The sequence below is a fragment of the Bradyrhizobium pachyrhizi genome, assembly GCF_001189245.1.
GTDB classification, from domain to species: domain Bacteria; phylum Pseudomonadota; class Alphaproteobacteria; order Rhizobiales; family Xanthobacteraceae; genus Bradyrhizobium; species Bradyrhizobium pachyrhizi.
The window spans coordinates 163,454-186,049 of record NZ_LFIQ01000111.1; the positions used below are offsets into that span (position 1 = coordinate 163,454).

Sequence of the window (22,596 nt, forward strand, 5' to 3'; positions counted from 1 at the left end):
CGCTGTGCCCGGATTGCGCTTCGCTCCATCCGGGTTACCTAAGCAATGGTGCCACGGAGGACAACAATGACAAGCACGCACAAGGCCTGGCGGCTGCACGCCCACAACGATCTGCGCTTCGAGGATGTTGCGACGCCGAGGCCTGCGCCCGACGGCGTCGTGGTGCGGATCGAGGCCGGCATGGTGCTGTCCTACACCAACAAGCTTCTGTCGGGCGCGCTGCCCTACAGCCTGCCGCCGATGCCGTTCGTGCCGGGCACCAACGCGATCGCGCGCGTCGTCGCCGCGGGCGAGAACGTCACGCATGTGCGGGGCGGCGACCGCGTGTTCCTCAGCCCGCATCTGCGCGGCGACGTGCCGGATCGCGATCCGCCGCAGATCCTGATCGGCCTCACCGCCACGGTGACGACGCCGGAGGCGTTCGCACTGCAGGCGCGCTGGCGCGACGGCGTGTTCGCCGAGATCGCGCACTGGCCGGCCGCCTGCGTCACGCCGCTTGCCAATCTCGACGACAAGCCGGCCGCCGAGCTGATCGGGCTCGCAAAACTGATCGTGCCGTTCGGCGGATTGCAGCGCTCTGGCCTGCGCGGCGGGCAGACCATCATCGTCAACGGCGCGACCGGCTATTTCGGTTCGGGCGGCGTGATGCTCGCGGTCGCGATGGGCGCGGGCCGCGTCGTCGCCGTCGGACGCAAGGAAGCCGCGCTCGAGCAGTTGCGCGACGCGTTCGGCCCGCGCGTCATTCCCGCCGTCGTCAGCGGCGATGCGGCAGCCGACCTTGCGGTCATCCGCCGCGCCGCCGGCGGCACCGCCGATGTTGCGCTCGATCTGCTCGGCGCCGCCAAGAGCACCTCGACCACACTGTCCTCTCTGCGCGCGCTCAGGCGTGGCGGCCGGATGGTGCTGATGGGTAGCGCCGAGGTGCCGCTCGAACTCTCGTTCCGGGAGATGCTGGCCAATGACTGGGAGGTGGTCGGGCAGTTCATGTACGACCGCACGGCACCAGGCCAGCTCGCCGGCCTTGCCGCCGAAGGCCTGCTGGACCTGCGCAAGATCAACGTCGCGACCTTCAAGCTCGCCGACTTCCGCCGCGCAGTGGATGCGGCCGCGATGATGCAGAGCCTCGACCTCACGGCCGTGGTGCCGTAACCAGAGGCCATGACATCGCAAGAGACACCGGCCCAGGCGACACTCTGGCGCGCCACCGTGCTGACCCTGTTCCCGGACATTTTTCCGGGGCCGCTCGGCGTGAGCCTGGCCGGCAAGGCGCTGGCTGGCGGACTCTGGGCGCTGGAGGCGCGCGACATCCGGGCCTCGGCCACCGACAAGCACCGCAGCGTCGACGACACGCCGGCCGGCGGCGGTCCGGGCATGGTGCTGCGGGCCGATGTGCTGGCGGCGGCGATCGACGCCGCCGATATCGTGCCTGACCGTCCGCGCCTGTTGATGAGCCCGCGCGGTCGGCCATTGACCCAGACCCAGGTCGCGGAGCTGGCGGCCGGGCCCGGCCCCCTGATCGTCTGCGGCCGCTTCGAGGGCATCGACCAGCGGGTGATCGAGGCGCGAGGCCTCGAGGAGGTCTCGATCGGCGATTATGTGCTGTCCGGCGGCGAAATCGCCGCGATGGCCCTGATCGACGCCTGCGTCCGCCTGCTGCCGGGGGTGATGGGCAAGCAGGCCTCGGGAACCGAGGAAAGCTTTTCCGAAGGACTACTGGAATACCCTCAATACACTCGCCCGCAGGAGTTCGAGGGCCGGCAAATCCCGGAAATCCTGATTTCCGGCGATCACGCTAAGGTCGCGGCATGGCGACTGGCCCAATCCGAGGCCCTGACGGCGGTCCGGCGGCCCGATCTCTGGGCCCGCAAGGCCGGCCAAAAAGCCGCTCCGCGCCGGACAAAAAACACGACAGACGGGTGACAAACCCTGCGCTTTGCCTTATACGGGCGGCCAAATCCGCACCCGCGCAGGATAGATGGACGTTTGCGCAGCCCGCGAAAGGCTGGGCGCGCCGCCGATGGAGATTTCAATGAACCTTATTCAGCAGCTCGAAAAAGAGCAGTTCGACAAGCTCGCCGCCACCAAGGAAATCCCGGAATTCGGACCCGGCGACACCGTCATCGTCAACGTGAAGGTGGTCGAAGGCGAGCGCACCCGCGTGCAGGCCTATGAGGGCGTTTGCATCGGTCGCTCCGGTCAGGGCCTCAACGAGAGCTTCACCGTGCGCAAGATCTCCTACGGCGAAGGCGTCGAGCGCGTCTTCCCGGTGATGTCGCCGATGATCGACTCGATCAAGGTCGTGCGTCGCGGCAAGGTTCGTCGCGCCAAGCTTTATTATCTGCGCAACCTGCGCGGCAAGTCGGCCCGCATCGTCGAGAAGCAGGACCGCCAGACCGCCGTCGGCGAGTAACGTTTCCCTCAGGGGATGTGACCAAAAGCGCGGGGCCTGCCCCGCGCTTTTTTGTTGCGGCATATTTATCTGACTTGCAGGCCCGCGCATGGATCGATTGTCGCGGGCGCGAGCCCTGTGTTAGAAATTTAGAATGGTTCCGGATCAAGCAAGCCAGCCCTGCCAGCGCGTCGTGATTGACGATCGCTCGCGGCTGCCCGGCCGCTTCTTCGGGCGCTTTGCAACGTCGGCAACGTCTGAGCTTAGAAGCGCAGCGTAACGCTGCCTGGACGCTTTCGCCTGCTCGCGCGCTTAAGACGCGCTCATGCCATCCCACCACTGAATTTCTTCTGGAGCTGAAGCTCATGTCCAAACCGACCACGCTGTACGACAAGATCTGGAACGACCATCTGGTCCACGAGGCCGACGACGGCACCTGCCTGCTCTATATCGATCGCCACCTAGTGCACGAGGTGACCTCGCCGCAGGCGTTCGAAGGGCTGCGCGCCGCCGGCCGCAAGGTGCACGCGCCCGAGAAGACGCTCGCCGTCGTCGACCACAACATCCCGACCACCGATCGTTCGAAGCCGAACCCCGATCCTGAAAGCATCGAGCAGATGCGGGTGATGGCGGAGAACGCCAAGGAGTTCGGCATCGAGTATTACAACGAGTTCGACAAGCGCCAGGGCATCGTTCACGTCATCGGCCCGGAGCAGGGTTTTACGCTGCCCGGCACTACCATCGTCTGCGGTGACAGCCACACCTCGACGCATGGCGCGTTCGGCGCGCTCGCGCACGGCATCGGCACCTCCGAGGTCGAGCATGTGCTGGCGACGCAGACGCTGATCCAGAAGAAGGCCAAGAACATGCGCGCGATCGTCGACGGCAAGTTGCCCGAAGGCGTGACCGGCAAGGACATCATCCTGGCGATCATCGGCGAGATCGGCACCGCCGGCGGCACCGGCTACGTGCTGGAATATGCCGGCGAGGCGATCCGTGCGCTCTCGATGGAAGGCCGCATGACGGTCTGCAACATGTCGATCGAAGGCGGCGCGCGCGCCGGCCTGGTTGCGCCCGACCAGAAGGCGTTCGATTTCCTGCGCGGCCGCCCGAAGGCGCCGAAGGGCGCCGCCTGGGACGCCGCGATGCGCTACTGGGAGACGCTGCGCTCCGACGAGGGCGCGCATTTCGACCACGAGATCCGGCTCGACGCCGCCAAGCTGCCGCCGATCGTCACCTGGGGCACGAGCCCTGAGGACGTGATCTCGGTGACCGGCTTCGTCCCCGATCCGGACAAGATCGAGGACGAGGCCAAGCGCATCTCCAAGCATCGCGCGCTGAAATATATGGGCCTGTCCGCCGGCACGAAGATCACCGACATCAAGCTCGACCGCGTCTTCATCGGCTCCTGCACCAACGGCCGCATCGAGGATCTGCGCGCCGCTGCGAAGATCGCCGAGGGCAAGACCGTCAACGCCAATGTCAACGCGATGATCGTGCCAGGCTCGGGCATCGTGAAGGAGCAGGCGGAAGCCGAAGGCCTCGACAAGATCTTCATTGCGGCCGGCTTCGACTGGCGCGAGCCGGGCTGCTCGATGTGCCTAGCGATGAACCCGGACAAGCTGAAGCCGGAAGAGCGCTGCGCCTCGACCTCGAACCGCAACTTCGAGGGCCGCCAGGGCTTCAAGGGCCGCACCCATCTGGTGTCGCCCGCGATGGCCGCGGCCGCCGCGATCGCCGGACACTTCGTCGACGTCCGCGACTGGCGCTAGGGCAAGCGCCAGATTCTCTTTGCCGCGTTTTCTTCACGCGAACCGGGCCACTTCGCTCGAAAACGCTATTGCTTCGTCTCAAGCTCGAGCCGTTTCGGAAACGGCTCGTTAACGGGGCGCACGCACACTGCCTCCTTGCGAAAACCAGCCTTCGCAAGGAGCGCGTGCCGTGGCCGATAAACCCGAATTCGTCGACATGATCAGCGACGCGACGCGCCAGAAGCGCCGTCGTGCCGTGGCGCGCATCATCGATCCGCTTCCCGAGGGGAAGGAAACCTCGCGCCTCAGCCACTGGCCGCCGGAGCGCTGGACGCAATGGCGGATGGAAAACCTGACGCCGTGGAAGATAAAGTCCTGGAAGCTGAAGAACTGGGATTAACGCCCCTTTCTTGACGCGTTTTCTTCACGCGAACCGGCGCGCACTTTGCTCGAACACGCTCCAGCGCGCAAAGAGAGGGACCCAGCAAGACGGGCGCCGTGGGGCCCGCTGTCATTTCAAACTTTACCAATAGACCCGGTACGGCCGCCAGTAGTGGCGATGGTGCCACCACGGCCGGCAGATCCGGCGCGGACCGTAATAGGTCCAGACCACCCGGCAACGGCGGTGATGATAGTAGGCCGGGTAATAGTAGGACGATCCGTAGAAGAAGCGCCGGTGATAGAAGTGCCGGCGGTAATAGGGCCGATAGCCGTAGCGGTAACCGCCGCCGTAGAAGCGGTGGTAGCCACCATAATGGCGATGGAAGCCGCCATAGCGATAGCCGCCATGGAACGCCGGCGCGGCGCGGAAGCCGCCACCATGGAAGCTGCGGCCGTGAAATCCGCCGCCGTGGAATCCACCACCGCGGAAGCCGCCGCCATGAAAACCGCCGCTGCCATGGCCGCCACCGCCATGCCGGACTTGGGTCGTCATGGCATCGGCCGCAGACTTTGCCGCGGGCGCGGCGCCCGGGCTCACCAGCGACAGCGCTTCGGCGCGCTGCTGCGAAGCGACCGACAATGCGAAGACCGCGGCCGCCGCAACGCCGAGACGGCGCACCAATCCGCGCCGCAAATAGCTCTCCCTCATCTCTGAACCTCCCTGACAACGGCAATGAGCACCACGCTGCTCGGCAGCCGGTTTCATTGCGTTCATTGCAGTCGCTCCCGGCATGACGCTAGAAATGCCGACGTGAATGCGCCATGAACGCGCAAAACGCTGCGGCGAAACGTCCGGGAGAAACGTCAGTGACTGTCTATGTGATCGTGCAACTCAAGATGACCGATCGCGCCGCCTATGATCGGTATCAGGCGCGCTTCTTCGACGTGTTCAGGAAGTTCAACGGACGCCTGCTGTCGGCCGACGAACGGCCCGCGGTGCTCGAGGGCAGCTGGGATCGCGACAAGCTGGTGCTGATGTCATTCCCTGACGAAGCCGCATTCCGTGCATGGTCGGAATCGCCCGAATATGTCGAGATCTCGAGGGATCGCAAGGCGGGTGCGCAAGGCATTGTGCTGCTGGCGAAGGGCTTCGCGCCCTGAGACGGACGGAGCAGCTCCGATCGGAGTTGCTCTCTCGTTGCAGCGCTGGTGTCGCGCATTGCGCGACTGCACGCATCACCAGAACGGGCCGAACCCGAAGCCGAAAGTGAATGGCGCCGGCGCAGCATAGGGGTACGGCCGATAGTAATAAGGCCGCCCGTAATAATAGGAGCCGTACGGACGATAGTAGGAATAGGGCCGATAATACGGACGGTAATAGGGACGGTAGCCGCGGTGATAGTAGCGACGATGGTAGTGGTGATGATGGCGCTGCGCGCTGATATCAGTCGCCTTGCCCGCTTGCCGCTGTGGTGCCGCGGCCTGCGGCGTGGCTGATGCCGCGGCGGTTGCCGATGCCGGCGCCGTCAACGCGAATGCACACGCGACAGCCGCAACACCGATCCATCTCATCATGATCAACTCCTGCAGATTGCGATGGATATCATCTCGCGTGGCTGAATCTGCTGGTTTGATGGCTGAGAACGACAACAGGCCCGCTGCTCACGGGCCTGTGTCTCAACTGCGCTGATACGCCGCGCGATCAACGGCGCCAGTGGCGACGATGCCCCCAGCCCCAGCCGCGGTGATGTCCGCGATGCCAGCCACGATGCCAGCCGCGCCCGCCCCAGCGTACCTGCGTGGTCGCCTGGTTCGCGTCGTCCTGAACCGTTGCGGCTGTACCCGGCGTGGCGAGCGACATCGCGCTTGCACGCTCGGCCGGCGCCGCCAACACCAACACGGCACCGACAGCCGCGAGCCCCAGAACCTTCATCGCCTTCATGAATTGTCTCCTTGATCCCTTTAAGTCACGTCTTGCAACGACGACTCGAACCTCTGCTTGATGCGCTTTCCTCACGCGAACCGGTGTCCATCCCGCATCACACGCGGGACAGGCTCCGCTGGAAAACGCTCGAGCTTTCGAATCGACCCCGTTGCCGCGACGCAGATCGCTAGCAGAATGCAGACGACGTGAATGGGAAGTGAATGACTGCGCCACGAACATGAATGCTGCTGGCGCGATCAGGTTCCGGCACTCCGTGCGATTTTTCGCGTTCGTATGCAAACGACATAGACGATGGTCGTATCTGGCGTTCTGTCCGTTGCAGGAGATTGCCGCGACACAAACAAGCACACGGAGGTGGCTGCTTCGAACAGCCCTCGCGGCGCTGAGCGGTTCCATCATGCTCGCCGATGTCGCGCTCGCGACCGGGCGGCGGCATGGGGACCGCGAGCCATCTCATGCAGATGCTGATGGCGGCGGTGGTCTATGGAACGACAGGATTGATCGCGGCTGTTGCGATGATCGGCGCGACGCGCCGACGTATGCGCAACTAGCCCGGCCGCCAGAAGCAGTTCATGCGCGGCGTGATCACGGTACCGCTCGGCCGGTGCTCCTGCACATAGGTCGCGGTGCAGTCGCGCACGGCGTTCGGACCGGGGTTGTAGCGCGGGATGACATCGGGTTCCCAATGATCGGGCTGCGACCGGTAGATCGGCACCCGCTTCAGCCGGCGGCGCTCCACGACGCGCGCGCGCGCGACCGGTGCCGCCTCGCCGACGCGCGCCTCAGCCGCCGCGCTCTGAGCCTGCACCTCTGTCGCCGGGAGCGAGAGCCCGACTGCTACAGCCAACAGCGCTGCCGCCACGATTCGTTTCATTACGCCCACCCAAGCTCGATTCTTGAGCCCCATTCGTGGGCGGCACGGTCTCCCATTGCGCCGCCAAGGTCAACTGCGCTGGCGCCGCCGATAGCACTCGCGCTAAAGGAGTGTCATGTGGACCACAGAAAAAGCCCCCTCGCTCGCCGAGATGGAGGCCATGGCGCACGAGGTTTTCGAGCGCCTGCCCAAGACGTTCCGGGCCCTCTGCGAGGGCCTGATCATCCGCGTCGACGACTTTCCGACCGACGAGGTGCTCGACGAGATGCAGGCCGAGAGCGAGTTCGACCTGCTCGGCCTGTTTCACGGCATCGGCCTGCCGCAGCAGAGCCATGGCGACGTGGCCCGGCTGCCCAACCTGGTCTGGCTGTACCGCCGGCCGATCCTGGATTACTGGGCGGAGCACGACGAGACCCTCGGCCACATCATCCGCCACGTGCTGATCCATGAGATCGGGCACCATTTCGGCCTCTCCGATGCCGATATGGAGGCGATTGAGGCCGATGCGGACTAAAACGGAAAAGGGCTCCAGCCCTGCAGAAATGGCCCTTTTACCGCTGTCACATTCGCGATAAACATCCGGCCGATATCCGCTATTTTTTGCCCGGGAAGAGCACCGATGGACAAGTTCACCACGCTGGAAGGCGTTGCGGCGCCGCTGAAGATCATCAATGTCGACACCGACATGATCATTCCGAAGCAGTACCTCAAGACCATCAAGCGCACCGGCCTTGGCAAGGGGCTCTTCTCCGAGCAGCGCTACAAGGATGACGGCAGCGAGAACCCCGATTTCGTCCTCAACCAGCCCGCCTATCGCAACGCGAAGGTGCTGGTCGCCGGCGACAATTTCGGCTGCGGCTCGAGCCGCGAGCACGCGCCCTGGGCGCTGCTCGACTTCGGCATCCGCTGCGTGATCTCGACCTCGTTCGGCGACATCTTCTACAACAACTGCTTCAAGAACGGCATCCTGCCGATCCGCGTGTCGCAGGAGGACCTCGACAAGCTGTTCGACGACGCCGAGCGCGGCGCCAACGCGACGCTGACCATCGACCTCCCCAACCAGGAGATCCGCGGTCCCGACGGCGGCAAGGTCAAGTTCGAGATCGACCCGTTCCGCAAGCACTGCCTGATCAACGGCCTCGACGACATCGGCCTGACGATGGAGAAGAAGACCTCGATCGACAGCTACGAGACCAAGCTTAGGGAACGCGCCTGGGCTTGAGGCTCAGCGCATCATCGTGCCCCGGTGCCGTCAGGCGCCGGGGCTTTTCTTTGCCAAATTCGCTCGCCGCAAACCCGCTGATAGCTAACGCGCATGCTGCCTGACATCGTCACCTTCTGGCACGGCTCGATGGACGCGCTGCGCCAGACCTGCCTGCGCTCGCAGGCGGCGGCGGGGCACAAGGTCACCGTCTACAGCTTCGATCCGATTCCCGGCCTGCCCGACGGTATCGGCAATGCCGAAGCCGAAGCCGTGCTGCCGCACTCGTTCGCGGAGAAGCTGCGCCCGGCGCAGCCCGACGGCTCGTGGCGCGACTGGACCATGCTGCAGTTCAGCGACTTCTTCCGCATGCGGCTGATGGCGCGGCGCGCCGGTCTCTGGCTCGACGCCGACGTGCTGCTGCTGAAGGGCGTCCAGCTCGACCTGGCAAAGCCCTACTTTGCCTGGGAGCGGCCGCGGCAGCTCGGCAACTCCGTGCTGTATCTGCCGCCCGACGATCCGATCGTGCGCGCGTTCGAGGCGCTGATGCAGCAGGACGAGCTGATCCCGGACTGGCTGGCGCTGCGCCACCGCCTGACCTTTGCGATGCGCCGGCTGCGCGGCAAATCCAACCGCCTCGCCGACATCCGTGTCGCGATCTACGGCCCGGCGGCGCTCACCGCGCTGGCGCGCCGCGCAGGCGAATTGCAGCACGCGCTGCCGAAGCGATCGTTCTACGCCGTGCATGCCGAGCCAAAGCTGTTCTTCGAGCCGTCGGATTTTTCGCGCTACCTGAACGATCCCGGGATCATCGGCCTGCACATCTCGCCGAAAGGACGCGGCAAGGAGGCGCCGATCCCGGGCAGTCTCTACGCGTGGGCGGCGGAGAGGTTTGGGGCGCGATAATCACCCTCACCTGGAGGGGGAGGGTCGACGCGAATGAAGTGAGCGGCGGGGTGGGTGACAGTCTCTCCACGCATACTCTGCTCGTGTTGAGAGATCACGCCACCCCGGCTCGCATTTCGCTACGCTCGACGCGATCCGACCCTCCCCCTCCAGGGGAGGGCAATCGCATATGGCCGTTTGAGGCAATCGGAGTTCCCACAAACTCGTCATGCCCGGGCCCGGGCATCCACGTCTTCGTTTCCACGCAAAGAAAAGACGTAGATGGCCGGGACAAGCCCGGCCATGACGGCGCGGAAGAATCGGTTCATTCAAATGCAATTGCCCTGCCCTCCAGGGGAGGGTGGAATTAATGCCCCATCGCCGCGATCGCGTCGGCGATCGCGATGGTGCGCTTGGCCATCTCGGCGTGCAGGCGCTCGACCATGCGGCCGTCGAGCTGGATCGCGCCGCGCGAGGCGTTCTCCGGCTTTTCGAAGGCGGCGATGATCTTGCGCGCCTCGGCGACCTCGGCCTCCGGCGGCGTGAAGATCGCGTTGCAGGCATCGATGTGGCTCGGATGGATCAGCGTCTTGCCGTCGAAGCCGAGATCGCGGCCCTGCGCGCATTCCTCGGCGAAGCCGTCGACATTGCTGATGTCGCTGTAGGGCCCGTCGAGGATCTCGAGGCCGTGCGCGCGGGTCGCCAGGATGCAATGCGTGATCATCGGGATCATCGCCGCGCGGCCCGGCTTCATCCGGATCCGGGTCTCACGCGCAATGTCGTTCGGCCCGAACACGAAGCCGGCGAGCCTGGTTTCGGAATCCTTCGATGCCGCGGCCAGCTTGTCGGCGTCGAGCACCGCGCGCGCGGTCTCGATCATCGCCCAGACCCGGATCGAGGCGGGCGCATTGATGTCGCTGAGGCGATCGGCGACGGCGTTGAGATCGTCGACGGTCGAAATCTTGGGAACCAGAATGCCATCCGGCTGCGCCTTGCCGGCCATGCCGATGTCGTCGACCCACCAGGGCGTGTCGAGCGCGTTGATGCGGATCAGGACCTCGCGCTTGCCAAAGCCCTTGGCCGCGACCGCCGTGGCGATCTGCTCGCGGGCTGTGGCCTTGGCGTCGGGGGCGACCGAATCCTCAAGGTCGAGGATAATGCCGTCAGCCGGCAGCGTCCGGGCCTTTTCCAGCGCCCGTGCATTCGATCCCGGCATGAACAACAGGCTGCGGCGCGGACGGGTCATCGACATTCTCCTGAGGGGCTCGGGCGCCGGTGTCCATTGTTTGGGCATCGGGCGGGAACCATTCTTCAAGGCTGCCGTATCATCTCAGGCCACGCGCCGAAAGTCTTGTTCCCGTTACCCGCATGTGGTTAGCCAGAGGCCATGAAATTCTTTCCGAAACAATTGATCGACGGCTACCGGACGTTCGCGACCCAGCGACTACCGACCGAGCAGTCGCGCTACCGGGACCTCTCGGAGCGCGGCCAGTTTCCCGAGACCATGGTGATCGGCTGCTGCGACTCCCGCGTCTCGCCGGAGGTGATCTTCGACGCCGGCCCCGGTGAATTGTTCGTGGTCCGCAACATCGCCAATCTGGTTCCGGTCTATCAGCCCGACAGCAACGCCCACGGCGTCTCGGCCGCGCTGGAATATGCCGTGACCGTTTTGAAGGTGAAGAATATCGTGGTGCTGGGCCATGCCCAGTGCGGCGGCATCCGCGCCTTCGTCGACAAGATCAAGCCGCTCACGCCGGGCGACTTCATCGGCAAATGGATGCAGATGTTCATCAAGCCAGGCGAGGTCGTCGAGCAGCGCGACCATGAGACCATGCAGGACTTCGTCACCCGCATCGAGAAGGCCGCGGTGTTCCGCTCGCTGGAGAACCTGATGACCTTCCCGTTCGTGCGCGAACGCGTCGAGAGCGGCGAGATGCAGCTGCACGGCGCCTATTTCGGCGTCGCCGAGGGCTCGCTGTTCGTGCTCGACCGGGTCGCGAAGGAATTCATCAGCGTCCGCGACGAGCTGAAATCGGGCGAGTAGATCTACTCGTTGCCGTGATGGCCGCTGCCCCAGCGGTCGGAGATCGCGAGCATGAAAGACGACACCACGAATACCAGGTGCACGCCGACCAGCCAGGCGAGCTTGCTGGGATCGAACGCGGTATCGAGGTTCATGAACGCCTTCAGCACCTGAATCGCCGAGATGGCGACGATCGAGGCGAGCAGTTTTTGCTTCAAGCCGCCGAAATCGACCTTGGTCATCCAGTCCGGCCAATCCGGATGCCCTTCCGGATCGATTTTCGAGACGAAGTTCTCGTAGCCCGAGAACACCACGATCAGGATCAGATTGCCGGTCAGCGAGATGTCGATCAGCGCCAGCACGCCGAGAATGATGTCGGATTCCTTGGCATCCGGCACATGCAGGATGAAGTGCCACAGCTCCATGCAGAACTTGAACAGCAACGCCGCGAGGCTGATGACGAGGCCGAAATAGAACGGCGCCATCAGCCAGCGGCTGTTGAACAGCAGGTTCTCGAAACGACGTTCAATCCGCTTCAGCGTCGGATTGGGCCGATAGGTCCCCGGTTGTTCCGCTTCCGCCATGCCACGCGCTTCCTGACACCGTATTCCCGCGGCAGCTTTTATGCCGCCTTCTGCTTGGCGGTGATCAGCTTGCGGTTGATCAGGACTTCGGCGATCTGCACGGCATTGAGCGCCGCGCCCTTGCGCAGGTTGTCCGACACGCACCAGAACGACAGGCCGTTCTCCACCGTCGCGTCCTCGCGGATGCGGCTGATATAGGTCGCGTCCTCGCCGGCCGCCTCATAGGGCGTGACGTAGCCGCCCGGCTCGTGCTTGTCGATCACGAGGCAGCCTGGCGCGCGGCGCAGGATGTCGCGCGCCTCGTCCGGCGTGATCGGATTGGCGAACTCGACATTGACGGCTTCGGAGTGACCGACGAAGACCGGCACGCGCACGCAGGTCGCGGCGAGCTTGATCTTCGGATCGAGGATCTTCTTGGTCTCCGCCATCATCTTCCACTCTTCCTTGGTGTAGCCGTCTTCCATGAAGACGTCGATCTGAGGAATGACGTTGAAGGCGATGCGCTTCGGAAACTTCTTATTGACCAGCTCGTCATTGGTGTAGACGGCCTTGGTCTGCGAGAACAATTCGTCCATCGCGTCCTTGCCGGCGCCCGACACCGATTGATAGGTCGAGACCACGACGCGCGTGATCGTCGCCTTGTCGTGCAGCGGCTTCAGCGCGACCACGAGCTGCGCGGTCGAGCAGTTCGGGTTGGCGATGATGTTCTTCTTGGTGAAGCCGGCGGTCGCATCCGCGTTGACCTCCGGCACGATCAGCGGCACGTCCGGGTCCATGCGCCAGGCCGAGGAGTTGTCGATCACGACCGCGCCGGCGGCGCCGATCTTGGGCGACCATTCCTTGGAGACCGAGCCGCCAGCCGACATCAGGCAGATGTCAATGTCGGAGAAGTCATAGTGCTCGAGCGCCTTCACCTTCAGCGTACGGTCGCCATAGGAAACCTCGATGCCGACGCTGCGGCGCGAGGCCAGCACGACGACCTCGTCGGCGGGGAATTTGCGCTCGTCGAGAATGTTGAGCATTTCGCGCCCGACATTGCCGGTCGCTCCGACCACCGCGACTTTGTAACCCATCGTTCACTCTCCGACGAAAAATGCCCGTTCCCCCGCCAGCTGCGGAAAGGGAAGAGGCAGCGCTTCTATGCGAGAAACCCCGTCAAGACAACGTTGCGTAGCTTTTGAGCGTTTTGATGCGTTTATTTCGGGCCGATCCGGCCGCGCCCCATCATACGAGAATTCCGTCAGCACTGACGAGCTTCGTCGACGAGGTGTACGCCACGCTCTCCCGGCTGTTCGCCTATGTCGCCGTGCTCGCGCTGTTCGTCGTCCTCGGCAACTATCTATGGAAGCAACTGCCCGACGCAACGGCGATGGCGGCCCCTGCCGCCGCAGGCTGGAGCCCGGCCGGCCGCACGGCGCCGGCCTTTGCCGTGAGCCGGATCGATCTTCGAGATAAAACAGAGACTTACGAGATCCTCCGGCACCCCGAGGGCGGCCGCAAGGACGTCTTCCGCTGGGCCGATGCCACCGGTGCAGCGGTCGCCGAGCTGGAAATCTATCGCCCCGGCGGCGAGGCCATGGGGCCCGCGGTCACCGAGATTGCCGGGCGGCTCGACCCGAGCGGCGTCCGCGAGCTCGAGGCTGCCGGCATCGTCGACAGCAAGTTCGGCAGCGTCACCCTGCTGCGCCCGGCGCGGCAGGACGGCGACCGCGCCTGCCTCAGCTTCCTCAAGCAGGCCGACGCGCCTGACCTCCGGATCTCCGGCTGGACCTGCCAGGGCGCCAGCCTGCCGGCCCGGCGCGCCGCGATCGTCTGCATGCTGAACCGCCTGACCCTGCTGGCCGCGGGCAACGATCCGCGGCTCGCCGCCCTGTTCGCGCATGCCGAGCTCAAGCGCACCGACTGCGTTACCTCCGGCGCGCCCGCCCTGTCGGCCGACTGGGTCATGGGCAGCGAGAACCCACGCCTGCGCGGCGCCCTTTGATGGCGAGACCGTGGCAAGGCACTGGTTTTCATGAAACTTTTGCGCTTGGACACGCATTATCTCAGCCGGTGTGGCGCAATTGACCTAGTGACGACCTCCCCACCATGGCTACAATGTGTTCCGAGTGATTTTGGCGGACGCGCCAGCCCCGATGGGGCCGTAATGACGAGGATGCGATGACCTTGAAATTCCCTGCCGCGAACAAGCTCGTGGTGTTGCTTGCCGCGGCTGCCGTCACCGCAACCGCGTTCGGCATGACCGCGGCCAGCGCGCAGAGCCCGGCCAAGCGCAAGCAGCAGGAGCAGTATGACAGCGACGGCCGCCGCTATTACGGCGCCCAAGGTCCGAACCGTGTCTATCAGCAGGGTCCGCGCACCCGCGTTTACGTCACCACGCGCTCCTGGCTCGACGCCGGCACCGAAGTGCTGCCGGGCGACCGCAAGTTCAACGACTACGCCTATCCGCCGGAGATCGGTTATCCCACGTTCGCGCGCGAGAACAACAACCGCCCGATCGATCGCCAGCCGCTCAGCCCGCCGGCCGATCTCGGCGGCTATCCGCGGAATTTCCCGCTGTACTGAGAATTTCGGCCAACAGCCGATACGAAAATGCCCGGCTCCGGCCGGGCATTTTTTATTCGCTGTCATTCCGGGATGGTCCGAAGGACCAGACCGCAGATGCGCAATTGCGCATCTGAGAATCTCAAGATTCCGGGTTCGATGCTTTCGCATCGCCCCGGAATGACGGCAGAGCTGTCACGCGTGCAGCTTCTGCAATTCCTTCAGGATCGCCTCGCCCATCTGGCTCGTGCTGGCCGGCGTGGTGCCTTCCGACTTGATATCGGCGGTGCGCAGGCCGCTGGCGAGCACGGCCGCGATCGCGGCATCGACCTTGTCGGCAAGTTCGCCCATGTCGAAGGAATAGCGCAGCGCCATGCCGAATGACGAGATCATCGCGATCGGGTTGGCGAGGCCCTTGCCCGCGATGTCGGGCGCCGAGCCGTGCACCGGCTCGAACAGCGAGCGCCGCTTCTTCGTTTTCGAGTCGACTTCGCCGAGCGAGGCCGACGGCAGCATGCCGAGCGAGCCGGTCAGCATCGCCGCGATGTCGGACAGCATGTCGCCGAACAGATTGTCGGTCACGATGACGTCGAACTGCTTCGGCGCCTTGACCAGGTTCATGCCGCCGGAATCGGCGAGCTGGTGCTCCAGCGTGACGTCCTTGTATTCGCGCGCGTGAACCGCCGTCATGACCTCGTTCCAGAGCACGCCCGACTTCATGACGTTGCGCTTCTCCATCGACGTCACCTTGTTGCGGCGCTTACGCGCCAGGTCGAAGGCGACGCGGCCGATACGCTCGATCTCGTAGGTGTCGTAGACCTGGGTGTCGATCGCGCGCTTCTGGCCGTTGCCGAGATCGGTGATGGTTTTCGGCTCGCCGAAATAGACGCCGCCGGTGAGCTCGCGCACGATCATGATGTCGAGGCCCTCGACCACGTCGCGCTTCAGGCTCGAGGCCTCGGCGAGCGCCGGGTAGCACACCGCCGGACGCAGATTGGCGAACAGGCCGAGATCCTTGCGCAGCCGCAGCAAGCCGGCCTCGGGGCGGACCTCATAGGGCACGCCGTCCCACTTTGGACCGCCGACCGCGCCGAAGATCACGGCGTCCGCCGCCGTCGCCTTGGCCATGTCGCCCTCGGAGATCGATACCTTGTGGGCGTCATAGGCGGAGCCGCCGACCAGGCCCTGCTCGGTCTCGAACTTCGCGATGCCCTGCGCATTCAGCCAGTCGATCAGGCGCTGCACCTCGGCCATCACTTCGGGGCCGATGCCGTCGCCGGGGAGAAGCAGCAGTTTATGGGTCGCCATGGTGTTACCTCGAGCTAATCGTTGTTGTCGTTGCCGGGCAAGAGCGCGAAGCGCGTCCTCGCACAGATGACCCGGCAATCCATCCCGCTTCGAAAGGTCTCTCTGAAGATGGATGGATGCCCGGGTCGAGCCCGGGCACGACGAGCGGGGGAAATCCGGCCGGAGTGCTAAAACGCCGGAGCCGGATTGGCAAGGCACCCCGGATCGGCCCAGAATGGTCCCAACGGGCAACCCGCGCCTTCAGAAGCCAACAAGACGGATCCCATGACCGCAGCCATCGTCTACGCCTTCGCCTCGGCCATTTTCCTCGGCGCCGGGGTGGTGCTGGCGCAGCTTGGCCTGCGCACCGTCGAGCCGCTGTCGGGCGCCGCGATCAGCGTACCCTCTTTCACCCTGCTATTCCTGGTGCTGTCGCCGCTGATCCTGCATGGCGAGCCGGTGGTCTGGCGCGCACTGCCGATCTTCATAGCGATCGGGCTGTTCTTCCCGGCCTCGCTGACGCTCCTGACCTTTGCGTCGAACCGGGCGCTGGGGCCGGTCATCACCTCGACGCTGGGCAATCTGGCACCGCTGTTTGCGGTCACCGCCGCCGTGGTGCTGCTGCACGAGCCCTTGCTGCCGCAGCAGCTCATCGGCCTCGTCGTCGCGGTCGCGGGCGCCGCCATCATCACCGTGACGAGGCCGCGCGGCCTCGGCCATTGGCGCAGCTGGGCGCTGCTGCTGCCGCTCGCGAGCGCGCTGGTGCGCGGCATCGTGCCGCCGATCGCCAAGCTCGGCCTTGCGATCTGGCCGAGCCCGCTATGGGCCTGCCTGGTCGGCTATGTCATGTCCTCGCTGGTGGTGCTGACCGTGCAACGGGTCCGCAAGGGCAGCTTCATGGTGCAGGCGCCGCGCGAGGGCCGATTCTGGTTCGCGCTGACCGGGATCAGCAACGGGCTCAGCGCGCTCAGCCTGTTCGCCGCGGTCCGCAACGGCCCGATCACGCTGGTGGCGCCGCTCGCCGCGATCTATCCGCTGGTCACCGTGGTGATGAGCGCGATGATGCTCAAGCATGTCGAGATCACGGCGCGGATCGTCGGCGGCACCCTGCTGACCGTGATCGGCGTTGCGCTGGTCCTGATCGCCTGATTGCCTGATACGCAAGACAGTGTTGCGGGCATCGGCGCTGGGCAGCGCCGCCGCGGCCTGTCACAATGGCCGCATTGCCGGAGTGAATTGTGAGAGCCCCCGCCCCGTCCTACCCGCATCCCGCGCGGCTGATCCTTATTCTGTCGCTCGCACCGACGGTCGGTCTCGGCATCGGCCGATTTGCCTATTCGCTGGTGCTGCCCGACATGCGCGACTCGCTGGCCTGGTCGTATTCGGCCGCCGGCTTCATGAACACGATCAATGCCGCCGGCTATCTGGTCGGCGCGCTGCTCGCCTCGCGCCTGATCGAACGCTTCGGACTTGCCGCATCGGTGCGCTGGTCGACGCTGGCCTGCGCGCTGTCGCTGGCGCTTTGCGCCCTCACGGGCAATTTCGTGGTGCTGAGCTTTGCCCGCCTGCTGGTCGGCTTCGCCGCCGCGATCGGCTTTGTCGGCGGCGGCGCGCTCGCGGCGACCATCGCGCAATCGCGACCCGAACGCGCGAATTTCCTGCTCAGCCTGTTCTATGCCGGACCGGGCGTCGGCATCCTCGCATCGGGCTTGATCGCGCCCTTCGTGCTGCAGGGTTTCGGCGCCGGCTCGTGGTGGATCGTGTGGTGGGCGATGACGCTGCTTTCCGCGATCATGACCGTGCCCCTGATGCTGGCGCCGCTCCACGCGAACAGCGCCGCCGGCGGCATCGTGCGGACCCAATTCGCTGTCATGCCGGTCCTGATCTACCTCGCCGCCTACTTCCTGTTCGGCGCTGGTTACATCGCCTACTTGACCTTCATGATCGCCTATGTCCGCGACGGCGGCGGCGGTGCGGCTGCACAGAGCGCGTTCTGGAGCCTGATCGGCGTCAGCGCATTCGTGACGCCCTGGGTCTGGGGGCGGGTGCTGGCGCTCGACCGCGGCGGGCTCGCCACCACCATCATCCTCGGCGTCAACGCGCTCGGCGCCAGCCTGCCGATCTTCGGGCATTCGCCGCTGCTGCTGGCGATCTCGGCGCTGGTGTTCGGCGTCGCCTTCTTCGCCGTGGTCGGCTCGACCACCGCCTTCGTGCGTTTCAACTACCCGCCGCAATCCTGGCCGACCGCAATCGCGGCGATGACCATCGCGTTCGGCATCGGCCAGACGCTCGGACCGATCGTGGTCGGCGCCATCACCGACGCGGTCGGCAGCCTGTCATTTGCGTTGAACGTCTCGGCCGCGATGCTCGCGCTCGGCGCGCTGCTGTCGGCGTTTCAGAGGAAGGTCGGGCCGTAAGCCTGCGTCGTCCCGGCGAAGGCCGGGACCCATAACCACAGCTGGTTGTGATGGAAGGAAGCGTCTCCCCTCGTAGCTATTCCCTCGGCCGCGGAGTATGGGTCCCGGCTTTCGCCGGGACGACGGCTAACTCCCGCTGAACGAATTGTAGCCCTGGTCTTCCCAGTAGCCGCCCTTGTAATCGTTGGTGACTTCCATCGAGAGCACGTATTTCGGGTTCTTGAAGCCGAGCTTGGTCGGGACCCGGATCTTCATCGGAAAGCCGTAGGCGCGCGGCAGGATCTCGTCGGCGAATTTGAACGTCATCTGGGTCTGCGGATGCAGCGCCGAGCGCATGTCGAGCGGCGAGTTGTAGCCGTCCTTGTCGGCGCACTGGAACCAGACATATTTGGCACGGGTGTCAGCACCGACCAGCTTGAGGAAATCGCGCAACGGCGTGCCGGTCCAGCTACCGATCGCGCTCCAGCCCTCGACGCAGATGTGGCGCGTCACCTGCTTGACCTGCGGCAGCTTGTACAATTCGTCGAGCGTCCAAGACTTCTTGTTCTCGACCAGCCCGCGCACTTCGAGCTTCCAGTCCGCTGCCGCAATCTCAGGCGCGTCGTCGAGATCGTAATAGGCGTTGAACGGGAACGGCTTGGTGATCATGCTCTCGCGGAAGGTCGGCGCCAGCGCATCCGGATTGAACATCCAGGCCTGCACGGCGTCGTTGAACTTCGAGACCTGCTTCAGCATTTCCTCGGCCGACGATGAATCGACCACGTCGCACCCGGTGAGCAGCGTTAGCGCGCCGAGGCTGGTGCCCGTCGTGATGAAGCGACGGCGCGTCAGCTCCGGCATCGTCTTCACCGCATCGCGCACGAGCAGCTTCTTGTCGACACCGGGGATCAGGAGCTTGCGGAGACGACCCATGACAGACCTCCTACAGCATGATCCGGAAAAGTGCGAAGCGGTTTTCCGAAAAGATCATGCTCAAGAAACAAGAAGCTAAAGCGCGATGACGATCTCATCGCACTTTAGCGTCCGATGATCATGGCGCGCAGGCTCTTCGGCACCAGCAGCGCGAGCGCGACATGGATCACCAGGAAGGCGACGATCAGCGCCATGCAGGTGAAATGAACATAGCGGGCGAAATCGTAGCCACCGAACAGCGACACCAGCCAATGCAGCTGCACCGGCTTCCACATCGACAGGCCGGACAGCACGATGACGACGCCGACCACGATGATGCCGGCATAGAGCAGCTTCTGCACCGAATTGTATTTGCTGAGATCGTCATGCGACAGCTTGAAGGTCAGCGCCGCCTTGGTATCGGCAATCACGCCGCCCGGGGTGATCGGCAGCAGCTTCTTGCGGAAGCGGCCGGTGGCGAAACCCAGCGCCAGATAGACCAGGCCGTTGACCATCAGCAGCCACATCGCGGCGAAATGCCAGAGCAGCGCACCGCCGAGCCAGCCGCCGAGCGTGATGCTCCGCGAGAAGGTGAAGCCGAACAGCGGCGAGGCGTTGTAGATCTGCCAGCCGGACATGATCATCAGGATCATCGCGAAGGCGTTGATCCAGTGCACCATGCGCACCCAGACCGGCTGGATCGCCTTCGCGGGTGTCGCGGTCTCTGCCTGGTGGTCGCTGACGGCAAGGCTCGTCATGGGATATCTCTGCTCGTGGTCGTTACCGGGTTATACGCCCGGAACCGGCGTTCCGTTACGGGGGCAGGCATCATCAGTTTGATATAGGCTGCTTCACATGGTCACAAAAATGCGAGCCGGGGCGAGGCGCCGGCTCGCGGTTTCGTAAGGCGTTTGGGACCAAATCGGGCCGTCGGGTGTTACGTCGCCGGCATCAGCACGGTGTCGACCACATGGATGACGCCGTTCGACTGGTTGACGTTGGAAATCGTCACCATCGAGCTGCCGCCCTTGGCATCGACGATCCAGACCTTGCCGTCCTGCTTCTTGACGGTCAGCTCCTCGCCCTCGGCGGTCTTCAGCCTCTTGCCGTCGGTAAGGTCGGAGGCCTCGAGCTTGCCCGGCACCACATGGTAGGTGAGGATCTTGGTCAGCGTCGCCTTGTTCTCGGGCTTGACGAGGCTGTCGACGGTTCCGGCCGGCAGCTTGCCGAACGCGGCATTGGTCGGCGCGAACACCGTGAACGGGCCCTTGCCTTCCAGCGTGCTGACCAGGCCCGCAGCCTTCACCGCGGCGACGAGCGTGGTGTGGTCCTTCGAGTTGACGGCGTTCTGCACGATGTTCTTCGACGGGAACATCGCGGCGCCGCCGACCATCACGGTCTTTTCCTCGGCGCGGACCGGCGCCACGACAGTGGACGTGATCGCAAGCGCGCTGAAGGCGGCGGCGGCGAGATAGGCAATACGCTTCGACATGGTTTCGTCTCCCGATGAGTAGGCCGACCGGCGAGGCTTCGCCGGCGTTGAAGGGGCAACAACGGCGCGTCCTGGTTGATGAGTGCGTCGTCGTTGGCCGAGCTACGGCAGGTTTTCCGGACGGTTTCCGGAAATAATTCTTTGTGATTGTTGAAACCGAGCGGCGCGCGCTGCGTACGCGCGACGCTTCGCGCAACCCGCCAGGCATTCCATTCAGCGGAATGGACGCGTGCGCTGCCGCGAGCAATTTGCTTGCCGCTGCTCTTCGATTGGTTCAGCTTGAGGTTGCGGCACGGCTTCGCAGAAAGCGGCCGCGGGGAGGCAGCATGAGCAGCATCACGGCTGACGACCACGCCGCACCTGCGGTGAACGATGCAAGCAGCGACGTCGGTCCGCTCGAGCAGAAGCACCTGCAATACGCCAACTACCGCGCGGTTGCGGACACGACCGAGATCACGAAAACGCATTGGCACATCGCCACCGCCAACGCGCTCGGCTGGGGCTTTGACGGCATGGACGGCGTGATCTTCGCGCTGATCTCGCCGATGGTGATCAAGGAATTTTCGCTGAGCCTGCCGGAATACCGCTCCGGCATGCAGATCGCGCTGTTCGTCGGCATCGCCGGGCTTTATTTCTGGCCGTGGCTCGCCGACCGCTACGGTCGCCGCACGCTGCTCGCCGTCAACATCGCGCTGTTCTCGCTTCTGATGCCGGTCGCGGCGATGTCGCCGACCTTCGCGGTGTTCGTGATCGCGCGCTCGCTGTTGTTCTTCGCGCTGAACGGCGAATGGTCGCTCGGCTCGATGCTGGTGGCGGAAACCTGGCCGGCCCGGCTCCGCGGCCGCGTCATCAGCATCACCCGCTCGGCCTGGTGTCTCGGCGCCACGCTCGCCGGTGCGATCACGGGCCTGGTGGCCGCCAATTTCGGCTGGCGCATCGCTGTCATGGTGCCCGGCGTGATCGCGCTGCTCGCGATCTATATCCGCTCCACCTGCCCGGAATCGCCCTATTGGGTGCGCGCGCAGGACCGCAAGCGGCGCATCTCGGAGAAGCTGGCGCGCGGCGGCACGGTCAGCGCCGAGGACAGCGCCTGGTTCGGCAAGGCCAAGTCAGTCGGCATCCGCCAGGTGTTCATGCCCGACGTGCTGCCCGCCACGCTTGTCGCGCTGTTCGTCGCCTGCGCCTCGACCTGCATCTACGGCACGGTCGGCGCCTGGATGCCGCTGTATCTGTCGACCGAGAAGCACTGGTCGACCGCCGAGTACAGCCTGTTCTACGTGTTCTACGGGCTCTGCGGCTTCCTTGGACTGTGCGTGGTGGGCTGGCTGATCGACAAGATCGGCCGCCGCCGCACCTTCATCATCACCCTGATCGAGGGTGCGATCTTCATGACGCTTTGGGTCTATTCCGAGGACCGCGTACTGCTATGGGCATTCGGGCTCGCCTGGTGTCTCGGCTTCCTCGGCTTCTGGGGACCGAGCACAACGCTGACCGCGGAGATCTTCCCGACCCGGATCCGCGGCGCCGCCAACGGCGTGGTCTGGGCGATCGCCTATTTCGTCGGCTTCGTGCTGTTCCCGTTCGTCTCGATCGCGCTCCAGCAGCACACCGGCTCGTTCGCGCTGTCGTTCCTGTGCATCCCCGTGCTGATGATCGCGATGGCGGTCGGCGTGTTCCTGTTCGTGCCGGAGCATACCGGGAAGGAACTGAACGAGATCATCGAGTGAGTCGTAGCGTAGTCGCCAATCCGGACTGCGGATTAATGGCACACTGTCGTCCCGGCCAAGCCAACGGGTCGGCGCGAAGCGCCTCCCGATGACAGGCTCCGCGCGAGCCGGGGATCCATAACCACGAACGGCCGTTATCGGGCGTCGCCGGAGCCACAGCGCGACCAACAATCCGACCCTGTGGTTATGGGTCCCTGCTTTCGCA

The 22,596-nt window shown here is 64.8% G+C and carries 26 protein-coding genes; 15 read left to right on the forward strand and 11 right to left on the reverse strand.

All coding sequences use genetic code 11. From position 1 onward, the window contains the following. Window positions 1-66: 66 nt before the first annotated feature. The 5 genes from AKL29_RS28730 (at window position 67) to AKL29_RS28750 (ending at window position 4,540) form a co-directional block, all read left to right on the forward strand. The gene (locus AKL29_RS28730) at window positions 67-1,149 is read left to right on the forward strand and encodes a quinone oxidoreductase family protein (RefSeq protein ID WP_050386474.1); all 1,083 of its coding nucleotides are present in this window, start codon (window positions 67-69) and stop codon (window positions 1,147-1,149) included. Between the two features lie 9 nt (window positions 1,150-1,158). Continuing rightward, window positions 1,159-1,920, forward strand: coding sequence for a tRNA (guanosine(37)-N1)-methyltransferase TrmD (gene trmD, locus AKL29_RS28735; protein ID WP_050386475.1), 762 nt, complete (start codon window positions 1,159-1,161; stop codon window positions 1,918-1,920). A gap of 109 nt (window positions 1,921-2,029) precedes the next feature. After that, window positions 2,030-2,410, forward strand: coding sequence for a 50S ribosomal protein L19 (gene rplS, locus AKL29_RS28740; RefSeq protein ID WP_028336277.1), 381 nt, complete (start codon window positions 2,030-2,032; stop codon window positions 2,408-2,410). Between the two features lie 344 nt (window positions 2,411-2,754). Continuing rightward, complete coding sequence (gene leuC / locus AKL29_RS28745) at window positions 2,755-4,161, forward strand: 3-isopropylmalate dehydratase large subunit (protein WP_028336276.1); 1,407 nt, start codon at window positions 2,755-2,757, stop codon at window positions 4,159-4,161. A gap of 169 nt (window positions 4,162-4,330) precedes the next feature. Beyond that, on the forward strand, window positions 4,331-4,540 hold the full coding sequence (locus AKL29_RS28750; RefSeq protein WP_028336275.1) for a hypothetical protein: 210 nt from the start codon (window positions 4,331-4,333) through the stop codon (window positions 4,538-4,540). 123 nt (window positions 4,541-4,663) lie between these two features. On the opposite strand, the gene AKL29_RS28755 is transcribed toward AKL29_RS28750, so the two are convergent. Beyond that, entirely contained in the window at window positions 4,664-5,230 is a 567-nt protein-coding gene (locus AKL29_RS28755; protein ID WP_050386476.1) for a hypothetical protein, read from the reverse strand. Window positions 5,231-5,388: 158 nt separating this feature from the next. Between AKL29_RS28755 and AKL29_RS28760 the strand changes: the two genes are divergently transcribed. Continuing rightward, window positions 5,389-5,682, forward strand: coding sequence for a DUF1330 domain-containing protein (locus AKL29_RS28760; protein ID WP_028336273.1), 294 nt, complete (start codon window positions 5,389-5,391; stop codon window positions 5,680-5,682). A 75-nt stretch (window positions 5,683-5,757) separates the two neighbouring features. Here AKL29_RS28760 and AKL29_RS28765 read toward each other — a convergent pair whose 3' ends face one another. The 3 genes from AKL29_RS28765 to AKL29_RS28775 form a co-directional block, all read right to left on the reverse strand. Continuing rightward, the gene (locus AKL29_RS28765; RefSeq protein WP_028352299.1) at window positions 5,758-6,096 is read right to left on the reverse strand and encodes a hypothetical protein; all 339 of its coding nucleotides are present in this window, start codon (window positions 6,094-6,096) and stop codon (window positions 5,758-5,760) included. A 127-nt stretch (window positions 6,097-6,223) separates the two neighbouring features. Continuing rightward, window positions 6,224-6,463 carry a Slp family lipoprotein gene (locus tag AKL29_RS28770; RefSeq protein WP_028336272.1) on the reverse strand — a complete coding sequence of 80 codons (240 nt, stop codon included), beginning with the start codon at window positions 6,461-6,463 and terminating at the stop codon, window positions 6,224-6,226. Between the two features lie 550 nt (window positions 6,464-7,013). Continuing rightward, window positions 7,014-7,340 carry a hypothetical protein gene (locus AKL29_RS28775; RefSeq protein ID WP_050386478.1) on the reverse strand — a complete coding sequence of 109 codons (327 nt, stop codon included), beginning with the start codon at window positions 7,338-7,340 and terminating at the stop codon, window positions 7,014-7,016. A 115-nt stretch (window positions 7,341-7,455) separates the two neighbouring features. Here AKL29_RS28775 and AKL29_RS28780 point away from each other — a divergent pair, with 115 nt between their 5' ends. From AKL29_RS28780 to AKL29_RS28790, 3 genes are all read left to right on the forward strand, one after another. Further along, window positions 7,456-7,854, forward strand: a complete 399-nt coding sequence (locus AKL29_RS28780) for a metallopeptidase family protein (protein ID WP_050386479.1) — start codon at window positions 7,456-7,458, stop codon at window positions 7,852-7,854. A gap of 105 nt (window positions 7,855-7,959) precedes the next feature. Continuing rightward, window positions 7,960-8,562 carry a 3-isopropylmalate dehydratase small subunit gene (leuD, locus tag AKL29_RS28785; protein WP_050386480.1) on the forward strand — a complete coding sequence of 201 codons (603 nt, stop codon included), beginning with the start codon at window positions 7,960-7,962 and terminating at the stop codon, window positions 8,560-8,562. A 93-nt stretch (window positions 8,563-8,655) separates the two neighbouring features. Continuing rightward, window positions 8,656-9,447, forward strand: coding sequence for a hypothetical protein (locus tag AKL29_RS28790; RefSeq protein ID WP_050386481.1), 792 nt, complete (start codon window positions 8,656-8,658; stop codon window positions 9,445-9,447). A gap of 346 nt (window positions 9,448-9,793) precedes the next feature. Here AKL29_RS28790 and AKL29_RS28795 read toward each other — a convergent pair whose 3' ends face one another. Further along, window positions 9,794-10,672: an HpcH/HpaI aldolase/citrate lyase family protein gene (locus tag AKL29_RS28795; protein ID WP_028337874.1), complete on the reverse strand. Its 879-nt coding sequence runs from the start codon at window positions 10,670-10,672 to the stop codon at window positions 9,794-9,796. 141 nt (window positions 10,673-10,813) lie between these two features. On the opposite strand from AKL29_RS28795, the gene AKL29_RS28800 reads away from it, so the two are divergent. Beyond that, window positions 10,814-11,470: a carbonic anhydrase gene (locus AKL29_RS28800; RefSeq protein WP_028337875.1), complete on the forward strand. Its 657-nt coding sequence runs from the start codon at window positions 10,814-10,816 to the stop codon at window positions 11,468-11,470. A 2-nt stretch (window positions 11,471-11,472) separates the two neighbouring features. On the opposite strand, the gene AKL29_RS28805 is transcribed toward AKL29_RS28800, so the two are convergent. Together AKL29_RS28805 and AKL29_RS28810 are read right to left on the reverse strand one after the other, a co-directional pair. Then, a complete protein-coding gene (locus AKL29_RS28805) occupies window positions 11,473-12,033 on the reverse strand; it encodes a TIGR00645 family protein (RefSeq protein ID WP_028337876.1) in 561 nt (186 codons plus the stop codon). 38 nt (window positions 12,034-12,071) lie between these two features. After that, window positions 12,072-13,106 carry an aspartate-semialdehyde dehydrogenase gene (locus AKL29_RS28810; RefSeq protein ID WP_028337877.1) on the reverse strand — a complete coding sequence of 345 codons (1,035 nt, stop codon included), beginning with the start codon at window positions 13,104-13,106 and terminating at the stop codon, window positions 12,072-12,074. A gap of 116 nt (window positions 13,107-13,222) precedes the next feature. On the opposite strand from AKL29_RS28810, the gene AKL29_RS28815 reads away from it, so the two are divergent. Beyond that, entirely contained in the window at window positions 13,223-14,017 is a 795-nt protein-coding gene (locus AKL29_RS28815; RefSeq protein WP_050386482.1) for a hypothetical protein, read from the forward strand. Between the two features lie 176 nt (window positions 14,018-14,193). After that, window positions 14,194-14,598, forward strand: a complete 405-nt coding sequence (locus AKL29_RS28820) for a hypothetical protein (protein ID WP_050386483.1) — start codon at window positions 14,194-14,196, stop codon at window positions 14,596-14,598. Between the two features lie 174 nt (window positions 14,599-14,772). Here the strand turns inward: AKL29_RS28820 and leuB are convergent, their stop codons facing one another. Then, complete coding sequence (gene leuB / locus AKL29_RS28825; protein WP_050386484.1) at window positions 14,773-15,885, reverse strand: 3-isopropylmalate dehydrogenase; 1,113 nt, start codon at window positions 15,883-15,885, stop codon at window positions 14,773-14,775. 264 nt (window positions 15,886-16,149) lie between these two features. On the opposite strand from leuB, the gene AKL29_RS28830 reads away from it, so the two are divergent. Together AKL29_RS28830 and AKL29_RS28835 are read left to right on the forward strand one after the other, a co-directional pair. Next, window positions 16,150-17,013, forward strand: a complete 864-nt coding sequence (locus AKL29_RS28830; RefSeq protein WP_028337881.1) for an EamA family transporter — start codon at window positions 16,150-16,152, stop codon at window positions 17,011-17,013. 89 nt (window positions 17,014-17,102) lie between these two features. After that, on the forward strand, window positions 17,103-18,281 hold the full coding sequence (locus tag AKL29_RS28835; RefSeq protein WP_244482472.1) for a YbfB/YjiJ family MFS transporter: 1,179 nt from the start codon (window positions 17,103-17,105) through the stop codon (window positions 18,279-18,281). A 126-nt stretch (window positions 18,282-18,407) separates the two neighbouring features. Here the strand turns inward: AKL29_RS28835 and AKL29_RS28840 are convergent, their stop codons facing one another. The 3 genes from AKL29_RS28840 to AKL29_RS28850 form a co-directional block, all read right to left on the reverse strand. Beyond that, window positions 18,408-19,193, reverse strand: coding sequence for a molybdopterin-binding protein (locus AKL29_RS28840; protein ID WP_028337883.1), 786 nt, complete (start codon window positions 19,191-19,193; stop codon window positions 18,408-18,410). Between the two features lie 104 nt (window positions 19,194-19,297). Further along, window positions 19,298-19,930: a cytochrome b/b6 domain-containing protein gene (locus tag AKL29_RS28845; protein WP_028337884.1), complete on the reverse strand. Its 633-nt coding sequence runs from the start codon at window positions 19,928-19,930 to the stop codon at window positions 19,298-19,300. Window positions 19,931-20,109: 179 nt separating this feature from the next. After that, window positions 20,110-20,664 (reverse strand): fasciclin domain-containing protein, encoded by a 555-nt coding sequence (locus AKL29_RS28850; RefSeq protein WP_050386486.1) that lies wholly within the window; start codon window positions 20,662-20,664, stop codon window positions 20,110-20,112. 326 nt (window positions 20,665-20,990) lie between these two features. Here AKL29_RS28850 and AKL29_RS28855 point away from each other — a divergent pair, with 326 nt between their 5' ends. After that, complete coding sequence (locus tag AKL29_RS28855; protein WP_028337886.1) at window positions 20,991-22,391, forward strand: MFS transporter; 1,401 nt, start codon at window positions 20,991-20,993, stop codon at window positions 22,389-22,391. Window positions 22,392-22,596: the final 205 nt, after the last annotated feature.